Annotated in this window: 21 protein-coding genes; 10 read left to right on the top strand and 11 right to left on the bottom strand. The window is 73.3% G+C overall.

Features of this window, described 5'->3' with window-relative positions; translation table 11 throughout:
* Positions 1 to 33 precede the first annotated feature (33 nt).
* Together IPL61_24685 and gstA are read right to left on the bottom strand one after the other, a co-directional pair.
* Positions 34 to 645: a hypothetical protein gene (locus tag IPL61_24685; protein MBK9034425.1), complete on the bottom strand. Its 612-nt coding sequence runs from the start codon at positions 643 to 645 to the stop codon at positions 34 to 36.
* Between the two features lie 49 nt (positions 646 to 694).
* Entirely contained in the window at positions 695 to 1,309 is a 615-nt protein-coding gene (gstA, locus tag IPL61_24680; protein ID MBK9034424.1) for a glutathione transferase GstA, read from the bottom strand.
* 218 nt (positions 1,310 to 1,527) lie between these two features.
* On the opposite strand from gstA, the gene IPL61_24675 reads away from it, so the two are divergent.
* Entirely contained in the window at positions 1,528 to 4,821 is a 3,294-nt protein-coding gene (locus tag IPL61_24675; GenBank protein ID MBK9034423.1) for a protein kinase, read from the top strand.
* A gap of 63 nt (positions 4,822 to 4,884) precedes the next feature.
* On the opposite strand, the gene IPL61_24670 is transcribed toward IPL61_24675, so the two are convergent.
* The 7 genes from IPL61_24670 to IPL61_24640 all read right to left on the bottom strand — a co-directional run bounded on the left by IPL61_24670 (position 4,885) and on the right by IPL61_24640 (position 10,108).
* The gene (locus IPL61_24670; GenBank protein MBK9034422.1) at positions 4,885 to 5,220 is read right to left on the bottom strand and encodes a hypothetical protein; all 336 of its coding nucleotides are present in this window, start codon (positions 5,218 to 5,220) and stop codon (positions 4,885 to 4,887) included.
* 143 nt (positions 5,221 to 5,363) lie between these two features.
* The gene (locus tag IPL61_24665) at positions 5,364 to 6,518 is read right to left on the bottom strand and encodes a hypothetical protein (protein ID MBK9034421.1); all 1,155 of its coding nucleotides are present in this window, start codon (positions 6,516 to 6,518) and stop codon (positions 5,364 to 5,366) included.
* A gap of 209 nt (positions 6,519 to 6,727) precedes the next feature.
* Positions 6,728 to 7,549 (bottom strand): SDR family oxidoreductase, encoded by an 822-nt coding sequence (locus IPL61_24660; GenBank protein MBK9034420.1) that lies wholly within the window; start codon positions 7,547 to 7,549, stop codon positions 6,728 to 6,730.
* Between the two features lie 47 nt (positions 7,550 to 7,596).
* Positions 7,597 to 8,076, bottom strand: a complete 480-nt coding sequence (gene nrdR, locus IPL61_24655) for a transcriptional repressor NrdR (GenBank protein MBK9034419.1) — start codon at positions 8,074 to 8,076, stop codon at positions 7,597 to 7,599.
* A 9-nt stretch (positions 8,077 to 8,085) separates the two neighbouring features.
* Entirely contained in the window at positions 8,086 to 8,988 is a 903-nt protein-coding gene (locus tag IPL61_24650) for a hypothetical protein (GenBank protein ID MBK9034418.1), read from the bottom strand.
* A complete protein-coding gene (locus IPL61_24645) occupies positions 8,985 to 9,419 on the bottom strand; it encodes a hypothetical protein (GenBank protein ID MBK9034417.1) in 435 nt (144 codons plus the stop codon). Before IPL61_24645 ends, IPL61_24650 begins: the two co-directional genes overlap by 4 nt.
* Before the next feature lie 59 nt (positions 9,420 to 9,478).
* On the bottom strand, positions 9,479 to 10,108 hold the full coding sequence (locus tag IPL61_24640) for a hypothetical protein (protein ID MBK9034416.1): 630 nt from the start codon (positions 10,106 to 10,108) through the stop codon (positions 9,479 to 9,481).
* A 54-nt stretch (positions 10,109 to 10,162) separates the two neighbouring features.
* On the opposite strand from IPL61_24640, the gene IPL61_24635 reads away from it, so the two are divergent.
* From IPL61_24635 to IPL61_24625, 3 genes are all read left to right on the top strand, one after another.
* On the top strand, positions 10,163 to 10,918 hold the full coding sequence (locus tag IPL61_24635; GenBank protein MBK9034415.1) for a glutathione S-transferase: 756 nt from the start codon (positions 10,163 to 10,165) through the stop codon (positions 10,916 to 10,918).
* 172 nt (positions 10,919 to 11,090) lie between these two features.
* Positions 11,091 to 11,516 carry a hypothetical protein gene (locus tag IPL61_24630; GenBank protein ID MBK9034414.1) on the top strand — a complete coding sequence of 142 codons (426 nt, stop codon included), beginning with the start codon at positions 11,091 to 11,093 and terminating at the stop codon, positions 11,514 to 11,516.
* A gap of 338 nt (positions 11,517 to 11,854) precedes the next feature.
* Entirely contained in the window at positions 11,855 to 12,448 is a 594-nt protein-coding gene (locus IPL61_24625) for a hypothetical protein (protein ID MBK9034413.1), read from the top strand.
* Positions 12,449 to 12,470: 22 nt separating this feature from the next.
* Here the strand turns inward: IPL61_24625 and IPL61_24620 are convergent, their stop codons facing one another.
* Positions 12,471 to 13,736 (bottom strand): serine/threonine protein kinase, encoded by a 1,266-nt coding sequence (locus IPL61_24620; GenBank protein ID MBK9034412.1) that lies wholly within the window; start codon positions 13,734 to 13,736, stop codon positions 12,471 to 12,473.
* A gap of 17 nt (positions 13,737 to 13,753) precedes the next feature.
* Entirely contained in the window at positions 13,754 to 14,842 is a 1,089-nt protein-coding gene (locus IPL61_24615) for a hypothetical protein (GenBank protein ID MBK9034411.1), read from the bottom strand.
* Between the two features lie 170 nt (positions 14,843 to 15,012).
* On the opposite strand from IPL61_24615, the gene IPL61_24610 reads away from it, so the two are divergent.
* The 6 genes from IPL61_24610 (at position 15,013) to IPL61_24585 (ending at position 22,576) form a co-directional block, all read left to right on the top strand.
* Positions 15,013 to 15,897, top strand: coding sequence for an ATP-binding protein (locus IPL61_24610; GenBank protein ID MBK9034410.1), 885 nt, complete (start codon positions 15,013 to 15,015; stop codon positions 15,895 to 15,897).
* 14 nt (positions 15,898 to 15,911) lie between these two features.
* A complete protein-coding gene (locus tag IPL61_24605; GenBank protein MBK9034409.1) occupies positions 15,912 to 18,155 on the top strand; it encodes a hypothetical protein in 2,244 nt (747 codons plus the stop codon).
* A 633-nt stretch (positions 18,156 to 18,788) separates the two neighbouring features.
* Complete coding sequence (locus tag IPL61_24600; protein MBK9034408.1) at positions 18,789 to 20,006, top strand: PEGA domain-containing protein; 1,218 nt, start codon at positions 18,789 to 18,791, stop codon at positions 20,004 to 20,006.
* On the top strand, positions 20,003 to 20,206 hold the full coding sequence (locus IPL61_24595; protein MBK9034407.1) for a hypothetical protein: 204 nt from the start codon (positions 20,003 to 20,005) through the stop codon (positions 20,204 to 20,206). Before IPL61_24600 ends, IPL61_24595 begins: the two co-directional genes overlap by 4 nt.
* Complete coding sequence (locus IPL61_24590) at positions 20,203 to 21,411, top strand: outer membrane protein transport protein (GenBank protein ID MBK9034406.1); 1,209 nt, start codon at positions 20,203 to 20,205, stop codon at positions 21,409 to 21,411. The genes IPL61_24595 and IPL61_24590 overlap by 4 nt, the downstream gene beginning before the upstream one ends.
* 142 nt (positions 21,412 to 21,553) lie before the next feature.
* The gene (locus IPL61_24585) at positions 21,554 to 22,576 is read left to right on the top strand and encodes a hypothetical protein (GenBank protein ID MBK9034405.1); all 1,023 of its coding nucleotides are present in this window, start codon (positions 21,554 to 21,556) and stop codon (positions 22,574 to 22,576) included.
* Positions 22,577 to 22,582 lie beyond the last annotated feature (6 nt).

Genomic DNA, 22,582 nt, shown 5'->3' with positions numbered 1-22,582 from the left:
GGCCGGCACAAAGTGGCAACCTCTCGCGGACGGTCAGGGCGCCAGCGTCAGCGATGCGGCGACCGCCGCGCACGCGGTGCGCGCCGGCGCGCCGTCGGGGCCGACGCAGTTGAGCTGGTACATGCGCCCGTGCGCCGGCGACGTCACGTGCCAGCCGAACAGCCGGCGGCCGTCGGGCACCGTGATCTCGAACACGCGCGCCGGCGCGCCCGCGAGGGTCTCGGTCGCGTTCTTGGCCACCGCGCCGCCGGTCGCGGCCGCGAGCTGCGTGGGCGCGTCGGCCAGCTCGGCCAGCATCGACGCCGGCATGTCGCCGTCGCGCATCGACACCACGCCGAACTGCACGTCGACCTCGGTCCCCGGCATGATCGCCTGGGCGTTCCACGCGGTGACCCCGCCCTCGCTCACGCGCTCGCCGGTGAGCCGCGGCTCCTGGGGCAGCGTGAGCGTGAAGCGGCCGGCGCCGTCGCTGACGACGAACGCCCCGGCCTGGGGCGCGACCTTCAGCGACGACCGCGTCTGCCAGGTCGCCTCGTCGGTCGCCGCCGCGGCCTCGATCTTGATCGGGCGCCCCTCGACCTTGGTCGGCGCCTTCTTGTCACACCCGAGCGCGCAGACGAGGATGAGCAGCGGGAGCCGGTGCATCGCGCGAGTGTCGCACGGCGGTCGAACGTCGCGTCAGGCGCCGCGCGGCTCAGCGCTTGGTGCGCAGGCCCTCGGCCGCCATCGCCTCCTGCACCGCCGGCCGGTCGGTGACCCGGTCCTGGAACGCCATCAGGTTGGGGAACTCCGACAGATCGAGCTTCAGGAACCGGGCCCACTTGGTCACGACGAACAGGTAGGCGTCGGCGACCGTGAACTGATCGCCGAACAGGAACGCCTTGCCGGCCAGCGCGGCCTCGATCGTCGCGTAGCGGCGGCGCAGGTAGGCCTCGCTCGCGGCGCGCAGCTCGGGCGAGCTGGCGGGGTTGAACAGCGGCGAGTAGCTCTTGTGCAGCTCGGAGTTGATGAAGCCGAGCATCTCCTGCAGGTGGTAGCGCGCCATCGTGCCGTTGGGCGGCGCCAGGTTGGCCTCGGGCTTCAGGTCGGCCAGGTACTGCACGATCGCCGGGCCCTCGGTCAGGACCTCGCCGCCGTCGAGCTCGAGCGTCGGCACGTAGCCCTTGGGGTTCTTCTGCAGGAAGTCGACGCCGGCGGCGGTGCGCTTGGTCGCGTTGTCGACCTTGTCGAGCTCGAGCGCCAGGCCGAGCTCGCGCGCGACGATGTGGGGCGAGAGCGAGCAGGCACCGGGAGAGAAGTAGAGCTTCATCGTGAGCGTCCTCGTGCGTGGTTCGGTGAGGGTTCGGGCCGACCGCGCGGCCCGCCGGGCGCGCAGGCTAGCGCCGAACCGCGGGGCTGGATAGCCGGGGCCGGCGTGCGCCCGCCGGCCATCGGTCGCAGGCCGGACCACAGAGGCCGCCTCACCGGGCGCGAAGGTCGGGGCGCGCGAGGTTCCGGCGCCGCGGGCAAGTCGGTACAATTCGCACGATGCAGGTGGATGTCGAGGTCGAGCTGCGCCTGGTGGTCGCCGAGGGCATCCTCGCGCGCACCGAGGCGGAGGCGCTCGGGCTCGAGGCGGCGCGGGCGGGGCAGGGCCTGCTGGCGCGGCTGCAAGAGGACGGGACCATCTCGGCCGCGCGCTGCGCGTCGCTGCGGGCGCGCCTGGCCGACGTCACGCTGGCGGCGAGTCCGTCGAGCAGCGCGCGGGCGCTCAGCGAGCCGCGGCCGCCGGCGGCGCGCGATCGGCCCCCGTCGTTGCCGACCCTCGATCTACGCGGCGACGCGCCGCCGGCCGCGGTCGACGGCTTCCCGGTGCCGGGCTGGGACCGGTACCGACCGATCCGCCTGCTCGGTGAGGGCGGCATGGGCCGGGTGTTCCTGGCCTGCGATCTGCGCCTCGATCGCAACGTCGCGATCAAGTTCGTGCGCGGCGACGACGCCGAGCTGGCGCGCCGGGTCGTGGCCGAGGCCCGGGCCCAGGCCCGCGTCAACGACGATCGCGTGTGCAAGGTCTACGAGGTCGGCGAGGTCGACGGTCGGGTCTACATCGCGATGCAGCACGTCGACGGCGCCGCGCTGCCCGACCTGGTCGGCACGCTGACCTACGAGCAGAAGGCCCTGGTGATGCGCGGCGCTGCCCTCGGCGTCCACGAGGCCCACCGCGCCGGGCTGATCCACCGCGATCTCAAGCCGTCGAACATCATGGTCGAGCGCGGCGGCGACGGGGCGCTGCGGCCGTTCGTGATGGACTTCGGCATCGCGCGCGACTGGAGCGACAGCGCCACCGTCACCGGGACCGTGCTCGGCACGCCGCAGTTCATGGCGCCGGAGCAGGCCCGGGGCGAGGTCAAGCAGCTCGATCGCCGCGCCGACGTGTACAGCCTCGGCGCGACGCTGTACGCGTTCCTGACCGGCCGGGCGCCGATCGAGGGCGACAACCCGCTGGTCGTGCTCAACCGGATCTCGATCGACGCGCCCGATCCGCTGCGCTCGATCGATCCCGACGTCCCGCCCGATCTCGACGCGATCGTGATGAAGTGCCTCGAGAAGGAGCGGGCCGGGCGCTACGAGTCGGCGCGGGCGCTGGCCGACGACCTGGGCCGCTTCCTCGACGGCGCGCCGGTCGAGGCGCGCTCGACCACCAGCCTGGCCTACCGCCTGCGCAAGGCCGCGCGCCGGCACTGGCGGGCGCTGGCGGTGACCGGCGCGATGCTGGCGATCATCGCCGTCGCGCTCGGCTTCGGGCTGCGCGAGCGCTGGGCCGCCGAGCGGCGCGCGGTCCTGGCGCGGCGGTTCACCGAGCGGGTCGAGCGCATCGAGGCGCTGGCGCGGTACTCGGCGCTGGCGCCGCTCCATGACCTGACCAACGATCGGGCGCAGATCCGGGCGCAGATGGCCGAGCTCGAGGACGAGATCCACGCGGCCGGCGCGGCCGCGGCCGGGACCGGGCACTACGCGCTCGGCCGCGGCTACAGCGCGCTCGGCGACGACGAGCGCGCGCTGGCCGAGCTGCAGGCGGCGTGGGACGCGGGCGTGCACGATCCGCGCGCGGCCTACGCGCTGGCGATCACCGAGGGGCGCATGTACCAGCGGGCGCTGCGCGACCTCGAGCGGCTGCCGGCGACGGTGCGCGAGCAGCGCCGGCCGGCGATCGAGTGGCGCTACCGCGACCCGGCCCGGACCCACCTGCTGGCCAGCGCCGGGACGGTCGTGCCGTCGCGCGCCTACGTCGCCGCGCTCCTGGCCTACTACGAGGGTCGCTACGACGACGCGCTCCACGAGCTCGACGGGATCGCCACGTCGACGGCGGCGCTCGCGTGGTTCTACGAGGCGCCGCTCCTGCGCGGGCAGATCCTGCACGAGCGCGCGCTGGCTGGGCGCCGCAAGGCCTCCGACGCGCAGCTCGATGCGCAGTTCGACGCGGCCCGGGCCGCGCTGGCGTCGGCGGCGGCGATCGGAGAGAGCGAGCCGTCGTTGTTCCTGGCCATCGCCGAGCTCGAGCACGCGATCTTCGCGATCGAGCTGTACGGTCGCGGACAGGTCGACGAGTCGTTCCGGCGGGGGGTCGAGGCCGCGACCCGGGCGCTGACGCTCGTGCCCGATGACGTCGACGCGCTGCTGGTGCGGGCGCGGTTCCAGCGCGGCATGGCCGAGTACCGCGGCGGGCGTGGGGAAGACGCGGCCGCGCCGCTGACCCAGGCGATCGCGGACGCCCGGCGCGCCGTGGCGCTGGCCCCCGCGAGCGTCGACGCCAAGGTCGTGCTGGCCGGGTGCCTCCGGGAGGATGGCGCCAACCTCCAGGCGGTCGGCCAGGATCCCGGTCCAGCGCTCGCGCAGGCCCACCAGCTGCTCGAGACCATCGCGCCGCGCGATCGCGACGAGCGCATGCTCAGCGAGCTCGGCCTGGTCCACCACATCTGGGCCGACTACCTCGACGAGGCCGGCGCGGACGCGACCGCGCAGCGGCGCCAGGCGATCGACGCCTACCGCGGCGCGCTGGCGGTCACCGATCGCAACGGCCAGGCCTGGCTCAACCTCGGGATCAACTACCTCGAGCGGGCCCGCCACGTGGCGCTGACCGCGCCCGACGGCGACGACGACCTGGCCAAGGCGATCGACGCGCTCGAGCGCGGCCGCGCGCTGCAGCCGCAGTCGCTGGTCCCGGACTTCCACCAGGGCGACGCCTACGAGCTGCGCGCGCGGCGGGCCCAGGCGCGCGGCGCCGATCCCGAGCCCGACTGGGCCGCCGCCATCGCTCGGTACGAGCACGGCCTGACCATCAACCCCGACCTGGCGCTCCTGCACAACGGCATCTGCATCGTCGAGGTGGCCCGGGCGGTCGCGGCGCGGACGCGCGGCGCCGATCCGACGGCGATCCTGGTCCGCGCCGAGGCCGCGGCGCGGCGCGCGATCGCGGCGGCGCCCGATCAGAGCTACGGTTACAACAACCTGGCCGAAGTGCTGATCGAGCGGGGGCAAGGGCTGCGTGCGCGCCGCGGGGCTACGCCGCTGGCCGACGAGGAGGTCACGATCGAGGCCGCCAGCGCGGCCGTCGCGCGCGCGCTCGAGCTGATTCCGGACCACGCGACGTTCCTGTACAACGCCGCCGAGCTCGACCTGATGCGGACCCGGCTCGCGCTCGACCGCCATCGCGACGCGCGGCCAGCGCTGGCCGCCGCTCGCGTCAGCGTGGCTCGCGCCAAGGCCGCCGCCACCGCCGACACCCGCGATCTCGAGCGTGACCTCGCGGCGCTGGTGCAGCAAGTCGCGGGCACGCCGTGATCCGGACGCGCTCCGGACGCTGCGCGCTGGGCGTCACGCGTCCGGAGTGACGCGGTCGCGGGCTCAGCCGAGGCCGTCTTGCGAGCCGGTGCCGACGCGGAGCTTGCCGTTGGCGCCCTTCGCGGCCTTGGCGCCCCCGTCGAGCGACAGGATGATCACCGTCCCGGCCTTGACGTCCTCGAGCAGCGTGTAGTCCGTGTCCTTCTCCTCGACGGCGATGGTCGTGCCCTCCTGCTCCTTGAACACCGTCGTGGCCTTGTCGTCGACCGTCGTCGTCACGGTGAGCGTCTCGCCGGCGAGGCTCTTGAACGCGACCGTGCCGAGCTGCTCGATCGGCTTGTCATCGGGATCGAAGTTGCTGCCGCTGGGAAAAGGGGTCCTCGAGACCTGAATCGACATGTCTGCTCCTGCGACGATCGACGTGGCCGGCCCGGGCGCGGAGAGTCACGCGGATCCGCGATCCCCCCGCGCACCGACGACGCGATCCGCTCACGCAGCGATCGTCGGTGCTGGCCCGGCCCATGTCAACGCGCCGGCGCCACCTACAGCGGCATCGGACAGCCGCCGTTGCCATTGACGCAGATCTGCAGCGTGGCGCCCGGGTACGGACAGCAGGCGTCGCCGCCGCCGCACGCCGCGCACGGACAGGTCGCGCAGCCGACCGCGGCGTCGAAGGTCTCGCAGTTGCCCTGGACGCACACCTCGTCGCGGCCACATCGGTTGTTGCAGCCGCCGCAGTGCGCGGGATCGGTGTCGGGGTTGATGCACGAGGTGCCCTGCGGCCCGCACGCGTCGAAGCCGTTGCCGCACTGCGCGACGCACGCGCCGTTCTCGCACCGCGGGGTCGCGCCGCCGCACACGGTCCCGGCCGGCCCGCACGACGCCGGGTTGCTGTCGGGGTTGACGCAGTCCGCGCCCACGCGCACGAGGCCGGGGCGGCACGCGCACGCCGAGTTGCTGCAGAACTCGTCGGCGCTGCAGCGGGTGCCGCACGCGCCGCACTGATCGACGTTGGCGGTGATGTCACGGCACCCGTTGCCGCAGTTGAGCTCGCCGCCGGCGCACACGCACTCGCCGCCGCCGCAGGTGCCGCCCGACCGGCACGCGGTGCCGTCGGCGATGCACACGTCGGCGCCCTGATCGCAGCAGCCGCTGTCGCAGGCGTCGCCGGGGCAGCACGGCTCGCCGGGGCCGCCGCAGGTCCGGCACGCGTTGTTGTCGCAGACCAGGTCGGGGCCGCAGGTCGACGGCCCGCCGCCGTTGTCGCAGCACGGCTGGCCGGGGCCGCCGCACGACGCGCAGCTGCCGCCCTGGCAGGTCACGCCGCCGGCGGTGCAGATGTCGGCGCAGCACGGCTGGCCGGGGCCGCCGCAGGTGCCGCAGCTCCCGGCGGCGCAGGCGCCGCCGACCGTCGGGCAGGTCGAGCCGGCGCCGGTGCAGATGTCGTTGACGCAGCAGCCGCCGCCGCCGCAGGTGTCGAGGTCGCAGCAGACCTCGCCGGGGCTGCCGCACGCGGCGCAGATACCGCCGTTGCCGCCGTTGCAGGTCCCGCCGTTGTCACACGTCCGGCCGTCGCAGCAGACCTCGCCGAGGTTGCCGCAGGGGGTGGCGGTGCTGCTGCCGCCGCACGACGCGACGCCGATAACCACCGCGAGGACCACGGCGCTGCCGAGCACGCAAAGCCAGGAGGATTTCATGGGACCAATGCGTTGCACGCCACGTGCCCTGCGCAACCCTCGGGAGTCGCTGGGATCGGGCGCTCCGGGGCCCGGACGCTGCGCACCGCTCGGACAGGCCCGCGCGCCGCCGTTCTCCTACCTCGTCATGGCTCTGCCTACCGCCGCTCCCACCGGCCCCGGGCGGCGCCCGACCGTGCCCGACCGCGCCCGGCCGCGTCACCGCGCGCCTACGGCAGCTCCCACGTGTCACCCCACAGCGCCTGCCCGCCGTCGATGCGCAGCGTCGTGCCGGTGATGAACTGCGCCGCCGGCGACGCCAGGAAGACGATTGATGCGGCGACCTCGTCGACGGTGCCGGCCCGCTTGAGCGGGGTGCGCGCGACCGAGCGCGCGACGATCTCCGGCGGGTAGCGCGCGGTCCCCGACGAGATGATCACGCCGGGCGCGACGGCGTTGACGAGGATGCCGAACTGCGACCACTCGACCGCGAGCGACATCGTCATGTTCTCGACCCCGGCGCGCGCGGCGCCGGTGTGGACCATGCCCGGGAACCCGCGGAAGATGTTCGCGATCACGTTGACGATGCAGCCGCGCTGACGCTTGATCATCGCCTGGTTGGCGACCTCGCGGGTCACGTTCCAGGTGCCGAGCAGGTTGTTCTTGACCACCGCCGCGAAGCCGTTGGCCGAGATGTGCTGCGCCGGCGACGGGAACTGACCGCCGGCGTTGTTGACCAGCACGTCGATCGCGCCGAACCGCGCGATCACGTCGGCGACCGTGCGGGCGACGTCCTCGATCTCGCGGATGTCGCAGACCGCGGCGTGGACGTGCTCGGCGCCGCCCGGCGCCGCGGCGGCCAGATCGGCGCGCGCGGCCTCGAGCTTATCGGCGGTGCGGCCGCAGATCGCGACCCGGGCGCCCAGCCGCACCAGCTCGTGAGCCGTGGCCAGGCCGATGCCGCTGCCGCCGCCGGTGATCAGGGCCACCTGCCCGGCGAACAGGTCGGGCGTGAAGATCCGCTGGCTCGCGGCGGTCGGCGTCTCGCGCATGGCGCCGACCTTACACCGGCGCCCAGGTCGGTCGCGCCGGCGACGCCTTACTCGTCGTTGCGGAACAGCCCGAGCTGCGGGCGCGTCGCCGCCGGCGGGTCGGCCTCGTCGAGCCGGACCGCGCCGCGCTCGTCGCGGTAGCTGGCCTCGAGCCGGTCGGCGCTGACGCGATCGATCGCGCGCAGGCGCTCGAGCACCAGCCGGACGATGTCGCTCCACCGCACCGAGCGCGCGGCGCGATCGACCAGCGTCGCCTCGACGTCGCGCACGATCCGGCGCAGATCGTCGCCGTCGATGACGCCGGCGCGGTGGCGGGCGACCCGCCCGAGCGTCCGGTAGAGCTTGTCGCTGTCGAACGGCTCGTGGCTGCCGTCGCGCTTCTCGACCTTGAGCCCGGGCGAGCCGACCTTCTCGTAGGTCGTGAAGCGGCGCTTGCACGTCGCGCACACCCGCCGGCGGCGCACGCCATCGGCGCTGTCACGGGTCTCGGTCACCGCCGAGTCGCTGGCGCAGAACGGGCACTGCACCCGCCGATCCTACCCCCCCGCGTCGCCTGGGCCAGCTTTCGGCAGCCCGGTCGGGCACTGGAACGCCGCGGCCAGGCTCGGTGAGCCGCCCAGATCGGAGAACCGGTAGACCGCGTGATCGGGCCCGAACGCCAGCACCTCGGGGAAGCCGATGCCGAGGCGGGTCGCGCCGACCAGCGTCGGGCCGTCGGCGCCGATCGCCCACTGCCGCACCGCGCCCAGGCCGAAGCCGTTGTCGCCGGTCCAGACCGTGCCGTCGGCGGCGATCGCGCAGTCGGCCAGCTTGCCGCTGCCGCTGACGTCGTAGCCCCGGGCGCGGTCGAGGGCGTAGCGATCGCCTTGCCGGTGCAGGCACACCAGGCGGCCGGCCTGCTTGGACGCGGCGTAGCCGTCGCAGCCGTCGGCCAGCGGCCGCGGCGCCAGGCACAGGCCCTCGAAGTTGGCGCCGCAGTTGACCGAGGTGGGCGGGCAGGCGTCGTCGAGCGCGTAGCTGACCTCGAGGGTGTAGCCGGCGTCGGTGCGGCGCCACGCGCGGAGCCAGCCGGCGCTGGTCAGGCCCCAGACGCGGTCGCCGTCGAGGGCCAGGCCCTCGAGATCGTCGCCGGCGGTGCCCAGCGGCAGCTGGCCCCGGGCCTCGATCGCGCCCGCCGCGTCGACCTCGATGTACTCCCCGTCGTGGCCGCTGTCGGCGACCACCAGCAGCCGACCCGGCCCGGCCAGCCAGGCCGCGCCCGAGGCCTCGGGCACGTCGAGCTCGTTCTGGTAGGGGAGCGCGACGCACTCGCCAGCGGCCGGCGGCGGCGGCGCGGTCTCGGCCGGCTCAGCGCCCGGACGGCGATCACGGCACGCGCCCGTGGCCACGCTGACGATCGCGACCGCGCGGGCGATCGCGCGGGCGTGGGCTCGGCTCAAGCCGTGCGCTCGTAGTCGCGCCGGCCGATGGCCAGGCCCGTGCACATCAGCCCGAACGGCAGCGCGAAGCCCAGGCACACCAGCATCACGTCGCGCTTGATCTGCGCGTTGCGCTTCTCGATCATCGCGGCCTGGGACGACATCTTGGTCGGGAGCACCCGCGGCAGGTCGAGCACCTTCGGCGGCGCGAAGAACGCGCAGAACCCGACGACGACCCACATGGCGATCAGGAACGCCCACGACTTGCGGTGGCGGCGGAACGCGCCGATGACGAGCGCGATCGACACCAGCCCCAGCGCGAACAAGGTCAGGGCGAACAGCCACGGCAGCTTCCCGGCCACCATGAGGAAGCCGCCGAGTCCGAACAGGGCGGCGGCGGTGATCGCGCTGGCGATCAGGGCCACCAGGGTCGCGACATGGAGCGGGCGCACGCCCGATCCGTACCACGCGGGCGCGGCGCCGTCGACCGTCGTCCCAGATCGGGCCTGCGTCACGGCGCGCAGGCGATCCGGCGGAACCGATACGGCCGGTCGACCGCGTCACGGCCGTCGTTGTTGACGGCCTCGAAGGTGTTGCGGCGCAGCCGCCCGGTGAACGAGTCCAGGTTGTAGGTCGAGGTCGTGCCGCCGCAGGTCGCGATGTTGCTCGCGATCGACGTGCCCCACACGTGCAGCACGCCCTCGAGCCACTCGACGTCGTCGGCCATCTCGACCACCTCCCAGCGCGGGCCGCCCTCCGGGCACGGCGGCGGGAAGGCCGTGGCGGCGTCGCCGCTCCACATGCGCGTCGTCTGGGTGGCCGTGTACTCGGCGCCCTGGCGGGTGATGCTCAGCCGGTGCTCGTGCCAGCGGTTCGAGCGGTCGGCGAAGGTCTTGGCGATCCAGAGCCCGGCGATCGGATCGGCGCACGCCATCGTGGTCGGGTCGCTGGGCGAGACGATCCCGCCGCTGCCGGGAGGGCCGCCTGGGCCCGGGGCCTCGGCCACGGCGCCACCGTCGATGATCACCGGCGCGGCCGCGGGGCCGGCGTCGCGGCGGGCGGTCGGCGCCCCGGCGCCAAGGTCGCCGCCACCGCCTCGACATCCGAGCGCGCACGCGACCAGCAGGAGCATCTTCCGCACCGCCCGAATCTACACCGAGCGATCCGCGGGCGCCCGGCTGGCGTATCGTCGGCCATGCCCGCGCGCCTGGTGACCATCCCGTTCTCTCACTACTGCGAGAAGGCGCGCTGGGCCCTCGAGCGCGCCGGGATCGACTTCGTCGAGGACGGCCACCTGCCGATCTACTCGTACCTGGCGCTGCGCCGGGCCGGCGCCGGGCGCACCGTGCCGACGCTGGTCACCGACGGCGGCGAGGTGGTGGCCGACTCGACCGACATCCTGCGCTGGTGCGACGCCCACGGTCGCGCCGAGCCCCTGGCCCCGGCCGAGCTGCCCGAGGCCGCCGAGCTCGAGGACGACTTCGACCGCCACCTGGGCCCGGCCGCGCGGCGCCTGGGCTACTTCCACCTGCTGCCGTCCCGCGGTGGGTTCTACGAGCTGCTCGAGCGCGGCGGCGTGCCGCGCTGGCAGCAGCGCACCGGCCGGCTGGCGCGCCCGCTGGTCGTGCGCCTGCTCAAGCGCGGCCTCAAGATCGACGCCGCCGGCGCCGCGCGGTCGCAGGTCGTCGTCGACGACACCTTCGCGCGGATCGCGGCGCGCCTCGCCGACGGGCGCCGGTACCTGTGCGGGGATCGCTTCACGACCGCCGACCTGACGTTCGCGGCGCTGGCCGCGCCGGTGCTCCTGCCCGGCTCGTACGCGGCCTACATGCCCTCGGCCAGACACCAGCCGCCGGCGTTCGTCGAGCTGATCGCTCACTACCGGGCCACGCCAGCGGGCGCGTTCGCGCTGCGGATCTACGCCGACCATCGCGCGCCGTCCGCGGCGTGATCGGCAGTACAGCGCGTACGCCCGAAGGGCGGCTTGCGCGAAATTCGCGTAATGTCATGGCCCTCTCAGAAATCTGAGGCTCGGCGCCGGGGCCTGCGGCTCGTTTCGTTCGGGTCGCGCGATCGCGGCGGCGCGGCGCGCTGGTGCGGCACGTGCAACCGATGCGCGACATATGCATCGCCTGACCATCTTGCTCGCCGCCGCCCTGGCCGTCACCGCCGCCTGCACCGACCCCGCGGACGCGCCCCCGACCGAGGGCACCTGGCTGATCACCCGGACCGTCCCGACCCAGCCCGCCGGCTGCTTCACGCTCGCGCCGAACACGATCGAGGTGCAGGTGACGCCCGGCGACGCCGCGCCGGTCGCGCTGACCGCGACGAGCGGATCGACGCTCCGGCCCCAGGAGCTGAGCGCCACCGAGGCCGCCGTCGTGTTCGTCACCGAGGACTACGCGCTGAGCGAGCCTGGCCGCCCGATCCTGATCAAGCACCAGCTCCACGTCGACGGCGCGCAGCTGCTCGGCACGGGCACCGCGCAGGGCGACGCCGAGGACCTCGGCTGCACCTACAGCCTCGATCTGGTCGGGACCCGGATGTAGCGATCGGGGCGGTGACGCGCTCGCCGGCGGTCGCCTGCCATCGCGCGGGCGACACACATTCGGCGGCGTGACGTGGAGCGGCGCTTCCGGCCGCAGGGCGATGCGCGCGCTAACGCGACGCCCATTCGGCGGCGCGACGTGGAGCGGCGCTTCCGGCCGCAGGGCGATGCGCGCGCGAACGCGTCGGGCGCACCGCAGCGCCTGGTCGTGCGCGGTCGCCCAGCGCGAGCGTTGTCAGCGCCGTCGGCGGGGCGCGCGCGGATTTCGGTGAACCGGATCGGGGCCGACGCCACAGCAGGGATGTGCGGCATCGACCGCGCTCAATCCTGGAGACCCCGATGACCCACTCGACCTCGCTCGCCCTGTTGCTCACCACCGTCGTCGCCGGCGCCGCCTGCACCGAGCTCGACCCGCCCGTCGAGACCTCGAGCGCCAGCTTCATGCCCCCGACCGTCGCCGACCTCCTCGTCGACGCGCCGGCCTACCCGAGCGGCACGATCCTCGAGGTGGTGCCGACCTCGACCACCGGCGTGGGCCGGGACCACGTGCTCGTGGCGCAGCTGGGCCATGGCCACGCCGCCGAGCGCCAGCTGGGCAAGGCTCGGGATCACGACGGCACGGTGATCTGGGACATCAAGGAGGTCGGCCTGACCGGCCGGCTCGAGCTGTTCGACGGCGCGGGCGCGCTGCAGTGCGCGTTCGCCAGCGACCAGCTCTCGACCGCCAGCGGCGCGGCGCTCTACAAGGTGGCGGCCGGCGCGGTGTACCCGTTCCGCGCCACGACGCCGCGCTACCGCCAGGTCGGCGACGATCTCGTCGACGCGCGCGGCGCGGTGGTCGCCGCCGGTGCGCCGGGGCAGGGCGCCCACGCGCCGGCGGTGCTGGCCGAGATCGCCGCGGTCCTCGACGGCGCCTGCGGCGCGACGCCCTGAGCTGAACCGGCGGCGCCCGGACTCAGCGCTTCCGCTTGAACAGCGAGCCCCAGAAGCCCTTGGGCTTGTCGGCGTCCTCGGGCGGCGGCGCCTCGGGCGGCGGGATCGGCAGCGGCTGGGCCGCCACCGGCGGCGGCTGGGTCGGCGGCGGCGCGACCGCGGCGCCCGAGCCGGTCAGGCGCTGGCGGGGCGCCTCGGTGGTCGACACCTGCCGCGGCGACGGCGAGGTCGGCTGGGTCGCGGTCGCCACGCCCGGCGGCACCCCGGGCCGCGACGGGTCGGTGCCCACCCGCGGCTCGAGCGGCGTCGTGTCCTCGATCTCCTTCGCGTACTCCTTGCGGAACAGCTGGCGCATCAGCTGCCGCAGCTCCTTGGGATCGAACCGGTAGCCGGCGATCAGCGCGTCGAGCTCGCCGGCCAGCGCCGCGGCGCTCTGGAACCGGTCGGCGACGTCGCGGGCCAGCGCCCGCTGCACGATCGCGTCGAGCTCGGGCGTGACCCGGCGGTTGAAGTTCGACGGCGGCGGCACCTCGGCCTTGCGCACCTTCTCCATCAGCGCGAACTCGGTGTCGCCGCGGAACAGCTTCTCGGTCGTGAGCATCTCGTGGAGGATGATCCCGGCCGAGAACACGTCGGTGCGGGCGTCGAGCGGCATGCCGCGGATCTGCTCCGGGGACATGTAGCTGAACTTGCCCTTGAGCACGCCGATCTCGCTGGTGAACTTCATCAGCGCCTGGGCGATGCCGAAGTCGAGCAGCTTGACGTCGCCGTCATACGACAGCCGGACGTTCGACGGCGACACGTCGCGGTTGACGATGTTGAGCGGACGGCCGTCGTTGTCGACCAGCGTGTGCGCGAAGTGCAGGCCCTCGGCGATCCGCGCCGCGATGTAGACCGCGTGCGGCACCGGGATGCGCTGGTTGGTCTCCTGGCACCGGCGCAGCACCTGGGTCAGGTCGCGGCCGCCGATGTACTCCATCGCGATGTAGTGCCGGCCCTCGATCTTGCCGATCTCGACCGTCTCGACGATGCAGCGGTTGCGCAAGAGCAGGGCCAGCTGGCCCTCGCGGTGGAACATGTCGACGAAGCGGGTCTCGCGCGCCAGCTGCGGACGCATGACCTTGATGGCCAGGATCTTGGCCGCGGGCATGTCCTTGGGCCGCGCCCGGTAGACCTCGGCCATGCCGCCGCGGGCGATCAGCCCCGACATGACGTACTTGCCGAACGGCACGGGATCGGTCGGGGTACCGCCGAGCAGCTTCCCGTCGGTCGAGGGCCGTTCACTCACAGCCCGACGCTACCACATCACCATTTGACGACGTAGCGCTCGCCCGGCTTGATGCGCACCGAACGCTCTTCGGTGCGGGCGCCGCTGTCGTCCTTGACGATCATGCGCAGGGCGCGACCGTCCGCGGCCACCACGACCCCGACCTCGGGCGAGCTCACCCCGAGGTCGAGCAGCTCGCCCGGCGCCTTGGGGTTCTCGATCGCGATGCGGCCGTAGGGGTTCTCGAGCTTGTTGACCACGATCGCCCAGTCGAAACGGAGCGTCTCGCCCTTGCCGGCGGCCACGGTCGCGTACTCGAAGATCGCGATCTCGTACTTGCGCGACAGGCACATCGCCTTGTAGTTGCCGGGGGCGACGGTGAACGGCTTGGTGGGCAGCGGCAGCGGCACCCGCTGGCGGTTCAGCCACAGCTCGTCGCACGGCAGGCTGGTCGCGAGCGTCAGCGCGCCCAGCGACTTGGGCGCCTTGCCGAGCTCGGCGCGGACCGCGTCGGAGTTCTTGCCGAACGGCCGCTTGAGCAGGTACGCGCGGTAGAACTCGAGCTTCTTGTCGGTGGCGCCGAGCTTGTCGTAGGTGGCGCCGAGCTCGCGCAAGAACCCCGGCAGGTCCGGCGCCAGCGCGTAGCCCATCTGGTAGCTGATCAGCGCGTCGCCCCACTGCTTCTTCGCGAACGCGGCGCGGCCCTGCTTGAAGGCCTGCTTGGCCTCGGCGGCGAGCGCGGGTAGCTCGAGCTGCTTGGCGAACGGATCGGGGCGCGCGGTCAGGCGGGCGGCCTCGGCCCGGGCCTTGGTCGCGGCGGCGGCGTCGCTGGTGGCGGCGGCGAACGCGCTCAGCACCCGGGCCGCCTCCTCGGTCTGGCCGGCCAGGGTCCACAGCGTCGCGAGCTTCTCGGCCTCCGGGCTGCCCGGGCCGCGGGCGACGACCAGCGCCTGGTACAGCGCGATCGCCCGGCCGAACGAGCGCTTGCTCGCGGCGGCGGTAGCCGACTTCACCAGGAACCCCGACAGGTCGGCGCGGGCCCGCGTCGTCTTGACCGTGTCGATCAGCTCCTCGCCGCCAGCCTCGGCGCCGCCCACGACCCCACACAACGCTACGACCACCGACATGGCCGCAAGCTGCCTACGCGCGCTCATCGTGTTCACGGTATCACGACCGTTTCGTTGAGGCGGGTATTCAACTCTGCTAGCCTTTCGGAAACGCGCAGGTCGCCGGATCGCGCAGTTTCCAGTCGATGCGGGCCATCGTTCTCGAACGCAACAAACAAGTGGGGCGCCGAGTGCTCCGACACTTCCTGTCGGCAGGCATCGAGGCGACGGTGATCGAAGATCCGGCCGCGCTGGCCGGGGCAGCGCTGGGCGCGCGGTTGGTGTGCGCCGATGCGTTCGACGGCGACGTCGTCGTGGCCGCGCTGCGGGCCAACCCGGCGGCGCGGGGCGTCCTGTGGACCGCCGAGCCGCTCAAGCGCGCGCTCCGGTACATGGCCGAGTGCCCGCAGGTCGCGCACGTGCTGGGGCGCAAGGACTTCGAGAGCGCCCCGCGGCCGTGGGAGCTGATGATGGTGCTGCGGCGGGCCCGCGAGGACACCGGCCCGACGCCGCTGACGGCCTACCTCGACTGGGGCCACACCGGCTTCGAGGAGAAGGTCGCCTCGACCGAGGACCGCGATCGCGTCGTGGCCCGGGTGCAGGAGTTCGTGGCGGCGCTGCAGGTGCCCAAGCGGCTCGGCGAGATGGCCAGCGAGCTGTGCCACGAGCTCCTGATGAACGCGATCTACGACGCGCCGGTCGACGAGCGCGGCGTCGCCCGCTACGCCGGCGACCGCAAGGCCACGATCGTGCTCGCGCCCGAGGACGCCGCGCGGCTGCGGTGCGCGACCGACGGGACCCGCGTGGTCGTGCAGGTGCGCGATCGGTTCGGCGGCCTGCAGCGCCGCCACGTCGTCGACGGCCTCGCCCGCGGGCTGGCCGGCGGCGAGATGGATCAGAGCCACGGGGGCGCGGGGCTGGGCATGAGCGTGTGCCACCACAACGCCCTGGCGATCTTCTTCGACGTCGCCCGGGGCCGTCACACCGAGGTGACGGCCATGCTCGAGCTCGATCTCAACCTGCGCGAGGTCCGGACCCTCGCGCGCTCGCTCCATCTGTTCGGCGAGCTCGCGTAGCCCCAGAGGTCCCCATGGAACCAGCACCCCTACCCGTCGCCATCGCCAACGCCGCCGCCGGCGCCCCCGCGCCGCCCAAGATGGCGATCGATCGGTTCGCCGACGGCGACATCGTGTGCCTGAAGCTGGCCGGGACGATCGACGAGGCCTTCGAGGGCAAGCGCCTGGCCGAGAGCGTGCGCGCCGGGACGCTGATCCTGGATCTCGGCGACATCCGCAAGGTGTCGTCGTTCGGCATCCGCGAGTGGGTCGACTTCGTCAACGGCGTCGGCAAGACCGCGCAGCGGATCCTGCTGGTCGAGTGCGCGCCCAAGATCGTCGACCAGTTCAACATGGTCGCGAACTTCGCCGGCACCGGCCGGGTCTACAGCTTCTACGCCCCGTACCACTGCGACTACTGCGATCGCGACGATCGCGTGCTGCTCCAGGTCGATCGCGACCACGAGCTGATCAAGTCGATGAAGCCGGCGCAGCGCGCGTGCTCGAGCTGCGGCGAGATGCAGTACTTCAACGAGGATCCGGTCACGTACTTCTCGTACCTGGCCGGCCAGGACAAGTTCGAGCTCGATCCCGACATCGCCGGGTTCCTCGCGTCGAAGCTGTCGTACGCGATCGCCGACGGCGCCCGGAAGCTCCGGGTCGACAAGACCATCGAGGGGCGGGTCACGTTCATCAAGCTCGCCGGCGATCTCGACAAGACCTTCCCGCGCGACAAGCTGGCCGAGGGCCTCGAGGGCGCGATCGTCATCGACGTCGGCGGGGTCGGCAAGATCGAGCCGGCCGGCGCCGCCGAGTGGCGCGGGCTGATCCAGCAGGTGACGCCGATCGTCGAGGCGATCTACCTGACCGCGGTGCCGCTGGGCTTCCTCGACAAGCTGACCCGGCCCGAGGACCTCGGGCCCAAGGCCGTGGTCGCGTCGTTCACGCTGCCGTACACGTGCAGCAAGTGCAGCACCACGGCGGGCCAGCTCATCGACGTCGACACCCACTTCGAGGTGCTGAAGTTCGCGACCCCGCCGGACCTCAAGTGCCACGACTGCAAGGGGCCGCTGGCGTGCGCGGCGCCCGAGGGCCTGCTCGCCAACCTGGCCAAGCTGCCCAAGCCCAACGTCTCGGTCGATCTGGCCAAGCTGATCCGCGAGGTCCGCGACCGCAAGCCGCAGGCCAAGAAGGTCGCGACCACCGTCGCCGAGGCGGCGATGGCCCAGCGCGGCGGCGGCCTCGGCGTCGCGTTCGTCGCGGCGCTGGCGACGGTCGTGCTCGCGGCCGGCGCGTTCGCCGCCTACAAGATGTTCGGCGGCGGCGACCACGCCGCGCCCGGGCGCGGCAAGCTGACCGGCACCAGCGCCGAGGCGCGGCCGGCGTGGATCACCACCGACGCGCCCCTGGCGGCGACGTGCGCCGACGAGGCCGGCGGCCTGCGATGCGTCGGCGTGTCGGGGCTGGCGCCGACGTCCGACGACGCGATCGCCGAGGCGGGCGACGCCGCGCTCGACGGGCTGGCGGTGGCGCTCGACGGCAAGATCACCGACGCGGCCTGGCGGACCCAGGTCGCCGGTCAGTACCGGGAGGCGCGGGCCGCCAAGCTGGCGGCGGCCGAGCGCGACGCGCGCAGCGCCCAGGCGCGGCGCGTGGTCCGTGACGCGCGGTCCGGTGTGGCGCGCGCGCTCCGGGCGTCGGGGGCGTTCGCCGCCCCGCCCGAGGGCTACTGGGAGGAGTACACCGGCGGCGCCGGCAAGCAGTTCGTCGGGTTCGCCTCGCTGACGATCACCGCCGACGCGCTCGCGAAGCTCGCGACCACGTACCAGACCCCGACCACGGTCGCGGGCGTGACCGCGGTGGCGAGCTTCCCGTTGATCTCGTGGCGCTACCCGGAGGTGACGCGCGGCGCGATCATCACCGCGATCGATCCCAACGCCAGCGCGCTGGCCGGCTCCGGGCTCACCCCAGGCTACGTCGTGCTGTCGGTCGCGGGCGCCAAGGTCGCCGACGCTGCGGGGTTCGCGCAGCTCGCCACCGACGAGCTGGCGCGCCTCAAGACCGCGGGCGGCGCCCTGCGCTTCGAGGTCCAGACCGGCGACGGCGACTCCAAGTCGTTCACCGTGCCGGTCGCCGCCGACAAGCCGGTCGACACCGGTCGCAGCGGCAGCGGCAGCGGCGGCGGCAGCAGCCGCGGCTCGGGCGGCACGGGTAACGTCAACGTCTGGGACCGCTACGGCGGCGGCTCGGGCGCGGGGCGCGACGACCCGACGCAGTGATTTCTGAGGGTTTGTCGCCAAACCCTCCCCCGGCATGCGCCGGGGCCCCCACCCAAGACGTGTGACCTCGAGCGACAGCGGTGCAGCGAGATTTCGGAGTGAGGCGGAAGAACCCTCCCCCCGGCGGGACGCCGGGGCCCCCCTCCCAAGACGTGTGACCTCGAGCGACAGCGGTGCAGCGAGATTTCGGAGTGAGGCGGAAGAACCCTCCCCCGGCATGCGCCGGGGCCCCCCCCCAAGACGTGTGACCTCGAGCGGTGATGATCCAGCGAGATTTCGGAGTGACGCGGACGAACCCTCCCGCGGCATGCGCCGGGGCCCCCACCCAAGACGTGTGACCTCGAGCGACGGTGAGACAGCGAGATTTCGGAGTGACGCGGGGGACCTCTCCCCCGGCATGCGCCGGGGCCCCCACCCAAGACGTGTGACCTCGAGCGGTAACGGTGCAGCGAGATTTCGGAGTGACGCGGACGAACCCTCCCCCCGGCATGCGCCGGGGCCCCCCTCCCAAGACGTGTGACTCGAGCGACGACGGAGCAGCGAGCGACTCGTTAGTAGGAGGGGCGGTGGTTGTGCAGCGAACAATGGAGGCTCGGCGCAGGGGCGCGCGAGTCGAGCGAGACCACGATGCAAATGAACCAACTCATCCGCGGAGTAGCTGGCGCGCTGGTCGTGCTGGCGGCGGCGACGGCGTCGGCGCAGCCGTCGTCGCAGTTCCTGAGCGAGTTCCAGGCGGGCACCGACGCCTACCGGCTCGGTGACTACGACACGGCCCGGGCCCACCTCGAGCGCGCGGTCGCGATCGATCCGTCGCTGCCGGGACCGTCGCGGTTCCTGGCCGCGGTCGACGTCGCCGAGAGCAAGTGGGAGGACTGCATCGGGCACGCCCGCACGGCGATCATCGCCAACCCGGCGTCGTCCGAGATCATCGCGACCCGCAAGCTCCACGACGACTGCCGCGCGGCGCTGGGGCGCGCCCCGTTCACCGGCGACTACGCCGACGGCGGCGCGCTCTTGGTGCTGACCAACATCTCGGGCGCGGCGCTGACGATCGGCGGGCTGCGCGCTGGCGCCACGCCGCTGCCGCCGCGGCCGATCGCCCTGGGGCCGGTCGAGGTGGTCGCGACCAAGGCCGGGTGGAAGACCGCGCGCGGCTCGGTCACCGTGATCCCCGGGGTCGTGACCGATCTCGAGCTCGTCCTCGAGGAGGAGCCGACCAGCCTCGACGTCGTCGGCGATCCGGTCGTGCCCGACCACGGCTGGCTCCGCCTCGACGCGCCGGTCGACGCGGCGGTGATCATCGACAGCGCGCCCGGCGTGCTCGACGAGCGCGGCCGCTATCAGCTCAGCACCGGCGAGCACGCGGTCGAGGTGTCGGCGCCCGGCTACCTGCCGTACCGCACGAAGATCCGGGTCCAGCGCGGTCAGGAGCAGCGCGTGCGCGTGCCGCGCGACTCGGTCGGCGCGCGGGCGACGCGTCGGCGCAACGGCACGATCGCGCTCGGCACCGCCGCCGGGCTGGGCGCGCTCGGCGCGGTCACCGGCTGGATGGCGATGAGCGCCGCCGACGAGGCCCGCGACTGGGCCACGATCGAGCGGCAGCGGCCGCAGGGCGTGCCCTTGTCCGAGTCGGGCATGTACGCGCCGGTCCACACCCGCGCCGACATCGAGGCCCGCGGCGATCGATCCCACACGCTCGGCCTGGTCAGCGGCGTCGCGTTCGCGGCCTCGGCCGCCGCGCTCGCGACCGGCATCTACTTCCTGGTGAAGACGCCGACCGACACGCCGGTCGAGGTCGGCCCGGTGATCGGCGACGGCTGGGGCGTCGCCGTGCGAGGAGTGCTGCCATGACCGCGCGCATCCTGGCCACGCTCGTCGTCGTCGCCGCGCTCGGCGCCGGCGGCTGCGACTGGTTCGACGACGGCCCGCCGACCCGGGCCTGCAAGAACGATCGCGACTGCTTCGCCGCGCAGGGCGAGTACTGCGACCAGCCCACGCTCACGTGCGTGCAGCGCGACGCCGGCGCGGTCACCGCGGTGGAGGCGCCATGAGGATCTTTCTGAGCGGGGCGGCGCTGATCGCCGCGACGGGCGTCGCCGCGGCGGGCGGGCTCGAGCGGCCCAACGGCATCTCGGCGCGCGCGGTCGCGCAGGGCGGCGCGTTCTGCGCGGTCGCCGACGACGCCACCGCCTGGCACTGGAACCCGGGCGCCGCGGCGTTCGGCGCCCCGGCGGTGATGATCGGCGGCGAGCTGGTGATCGCGCCGCGCACCTACGTGCCCATCGACGCCGCGGGCGTGCGCGGCCCGGCCCAGTCGCCCGACACGCCGATCGTCCCGGTGCCATCGATCGGCGTCGTCGTCCGCGCCAGCGACCGCGTCACCGTCGGGGCCGGGGTCTGGAACTCGTTCGGCGGCCAGCTCAACTACACGCCGACCGGCATGTCGGCGATCGACGCGACGCAGGATCTGGTGCTCGAGGTCGTCGGCGGGGTCGCCTACCGGGTCACGCCGCGGCTGGCGATCGGCGCGACGGTGCGCCTCGGCGTCGGCCTGTTCTCGGTCAAGGCCACCGACAAGCCGATCACCAGCGACCTGTCTGGATCCGGCATCGGGCCCGGCGTCGGGCTCGGGATCGCGTGGCGCCCGCACCCGCGCGTGGCGCTGGGGGCGACCTGGCGCAGCGCGCTCGACGTCGACGTCTCGGGCTCCGGCACGCTCGCGGTCGGCGCCGGCCTCGACCTCGACATGGCTCACACCCAGCACTGGCCGCAGTCCGTCGAGCTCGGCGCCGCGATCGCCGCCACGCGCACGGTGCGCGTTTCCGCACAGGTCGACTGGACCGGCTGGTCGAGCTTCGAGACCCTGGCGGTCCGGTTCCCGACCCGGCCAGCGGCCGATCAGGTGTTCCTGCTCGACTGGGACAACACGCTGACGGGCCGGCTCGGCGTCGAGTGGGCGGCGACGCCGACCGTCGCGGTCCGGGCCGGCGCCTACGTCGACGGCAACGCGGTGCCCGATCGCACGATCGAGCGCCAGTACCTCGACTCGACCAAGGTCGGTGGCTCGCTCGGCGGCGGCGTGCGGTTCGGGCGCTGGCGGGTCGACGGCGCGTTCGATCTCATCACGGGGCCGCCGCGCACCGTTCCCGACAACCGCGCTGACGTGGGTCCGTTCACCGACCTCGCCAACATCGCGCCGGGCGAGCACAGCGGCAGCGTCTACACGTTCGAGCTCGCGGTCGCGCGACGCCTGTGAGCACGCCGACGATCGCGCGAGGACCTGCGCGCACGCGTTGACTCATGAACTGTGGTCCGGCTATCATTTTTTTCATCAGGACACCCGGGTGTCCGAGGGGACCATGCGAATCGCCCGTCGCGTGCGCGTTGATGTTGCCAGGTTGTTGCTCGTCGCCGTCGTCGGCGCCACGGGGTGCGTCGAGGCGTTCGATGGATCGAACGTGCAGCTCGATCTCGCCAGTGGCGTGCAGACCAACACCCGCCCGGGTGGCGTGCCGGCGCCGGATCAGCCGCCCGAGAACACGCACTACGTGCTCTACGCGGCCGACCTCGTCTACCAGACCAACGCCGACGGCACGATCGTGATCGACGCCAGCGGCGATCCGGTGGTCGATCGCAGCTACCTGTTCGAGGTGCAGGAGTTCATGGTGCGCTCGGTGATCGACACCAGCTCGCCGTGCCTGATCGATCTCGAGGACACGCGCTTCCCCGGCATCCACGTCACCCAGTACGCCGCCGCGGTCCGCACCGCGACCGGCATCACCGATCCGTTCGCGCCCAACCAGAATCGCGACGACGTGATCGACGTGCTCACCGCCGACCGCCGCGTCGCCAACCTGCCGCAGGTCGAGGGCGCGCTCAAGGTGGTCTCGAGCTTCGCCAACTACCGCTACCCGGCGATCGGCACCGCGTGCGTCGGCCAGCCCGGGGCCGACCCGCTCTTGGTCCCGCCGCCGACGTGCGTCGACGCCGCGTCGAACGCGCAGCGCCTGGCGCTGTGCAAGCGCGCCTGGGCCGACAACCCCGACTGGTACGAGGGCTCCGACAAGGTGTTCACGCTGCCGCTCAACGGCAGGTTCTTCGGCATGGTCGAGGGCATGAACCCGGTCAACCAGGGCTTCGTCGGAGGCTCGAGCTTCTTCGTCCACCAGAACCTGGTCGGGCTCGACGCGTACCTGCTCAACTGGCAGTACGACGATCTCGACCACAACGGCGCGCCAGACTTCCCGGCCTCGGTGCCGATGGATCAGCGCAGCGACACCGGCTACCTGTACATGCAGGGACGGCCGAAGTCGGTCGTGCGCGGGGTGACGACGGTGCCGATGTACCACGCCACCAACCCGCGCATCGCCGCCACGATGGTCATCTTCCCCAACCTCGGCGACGACAGCGTCCACTTCTGACGCGGC

This window comes from Myxococcales bacterium (assembly GCA_016717005.1).
Taxonomy (GTDB): Bacteria; Myxococcota_A; Polyangia; order Haliangiales; family Haliangiaceae; genus UBA2376.
Note: the sequence above shows the minus strand (reverse complement) of the source record. Positions and strands in the feature narration are given on the sequence as shown.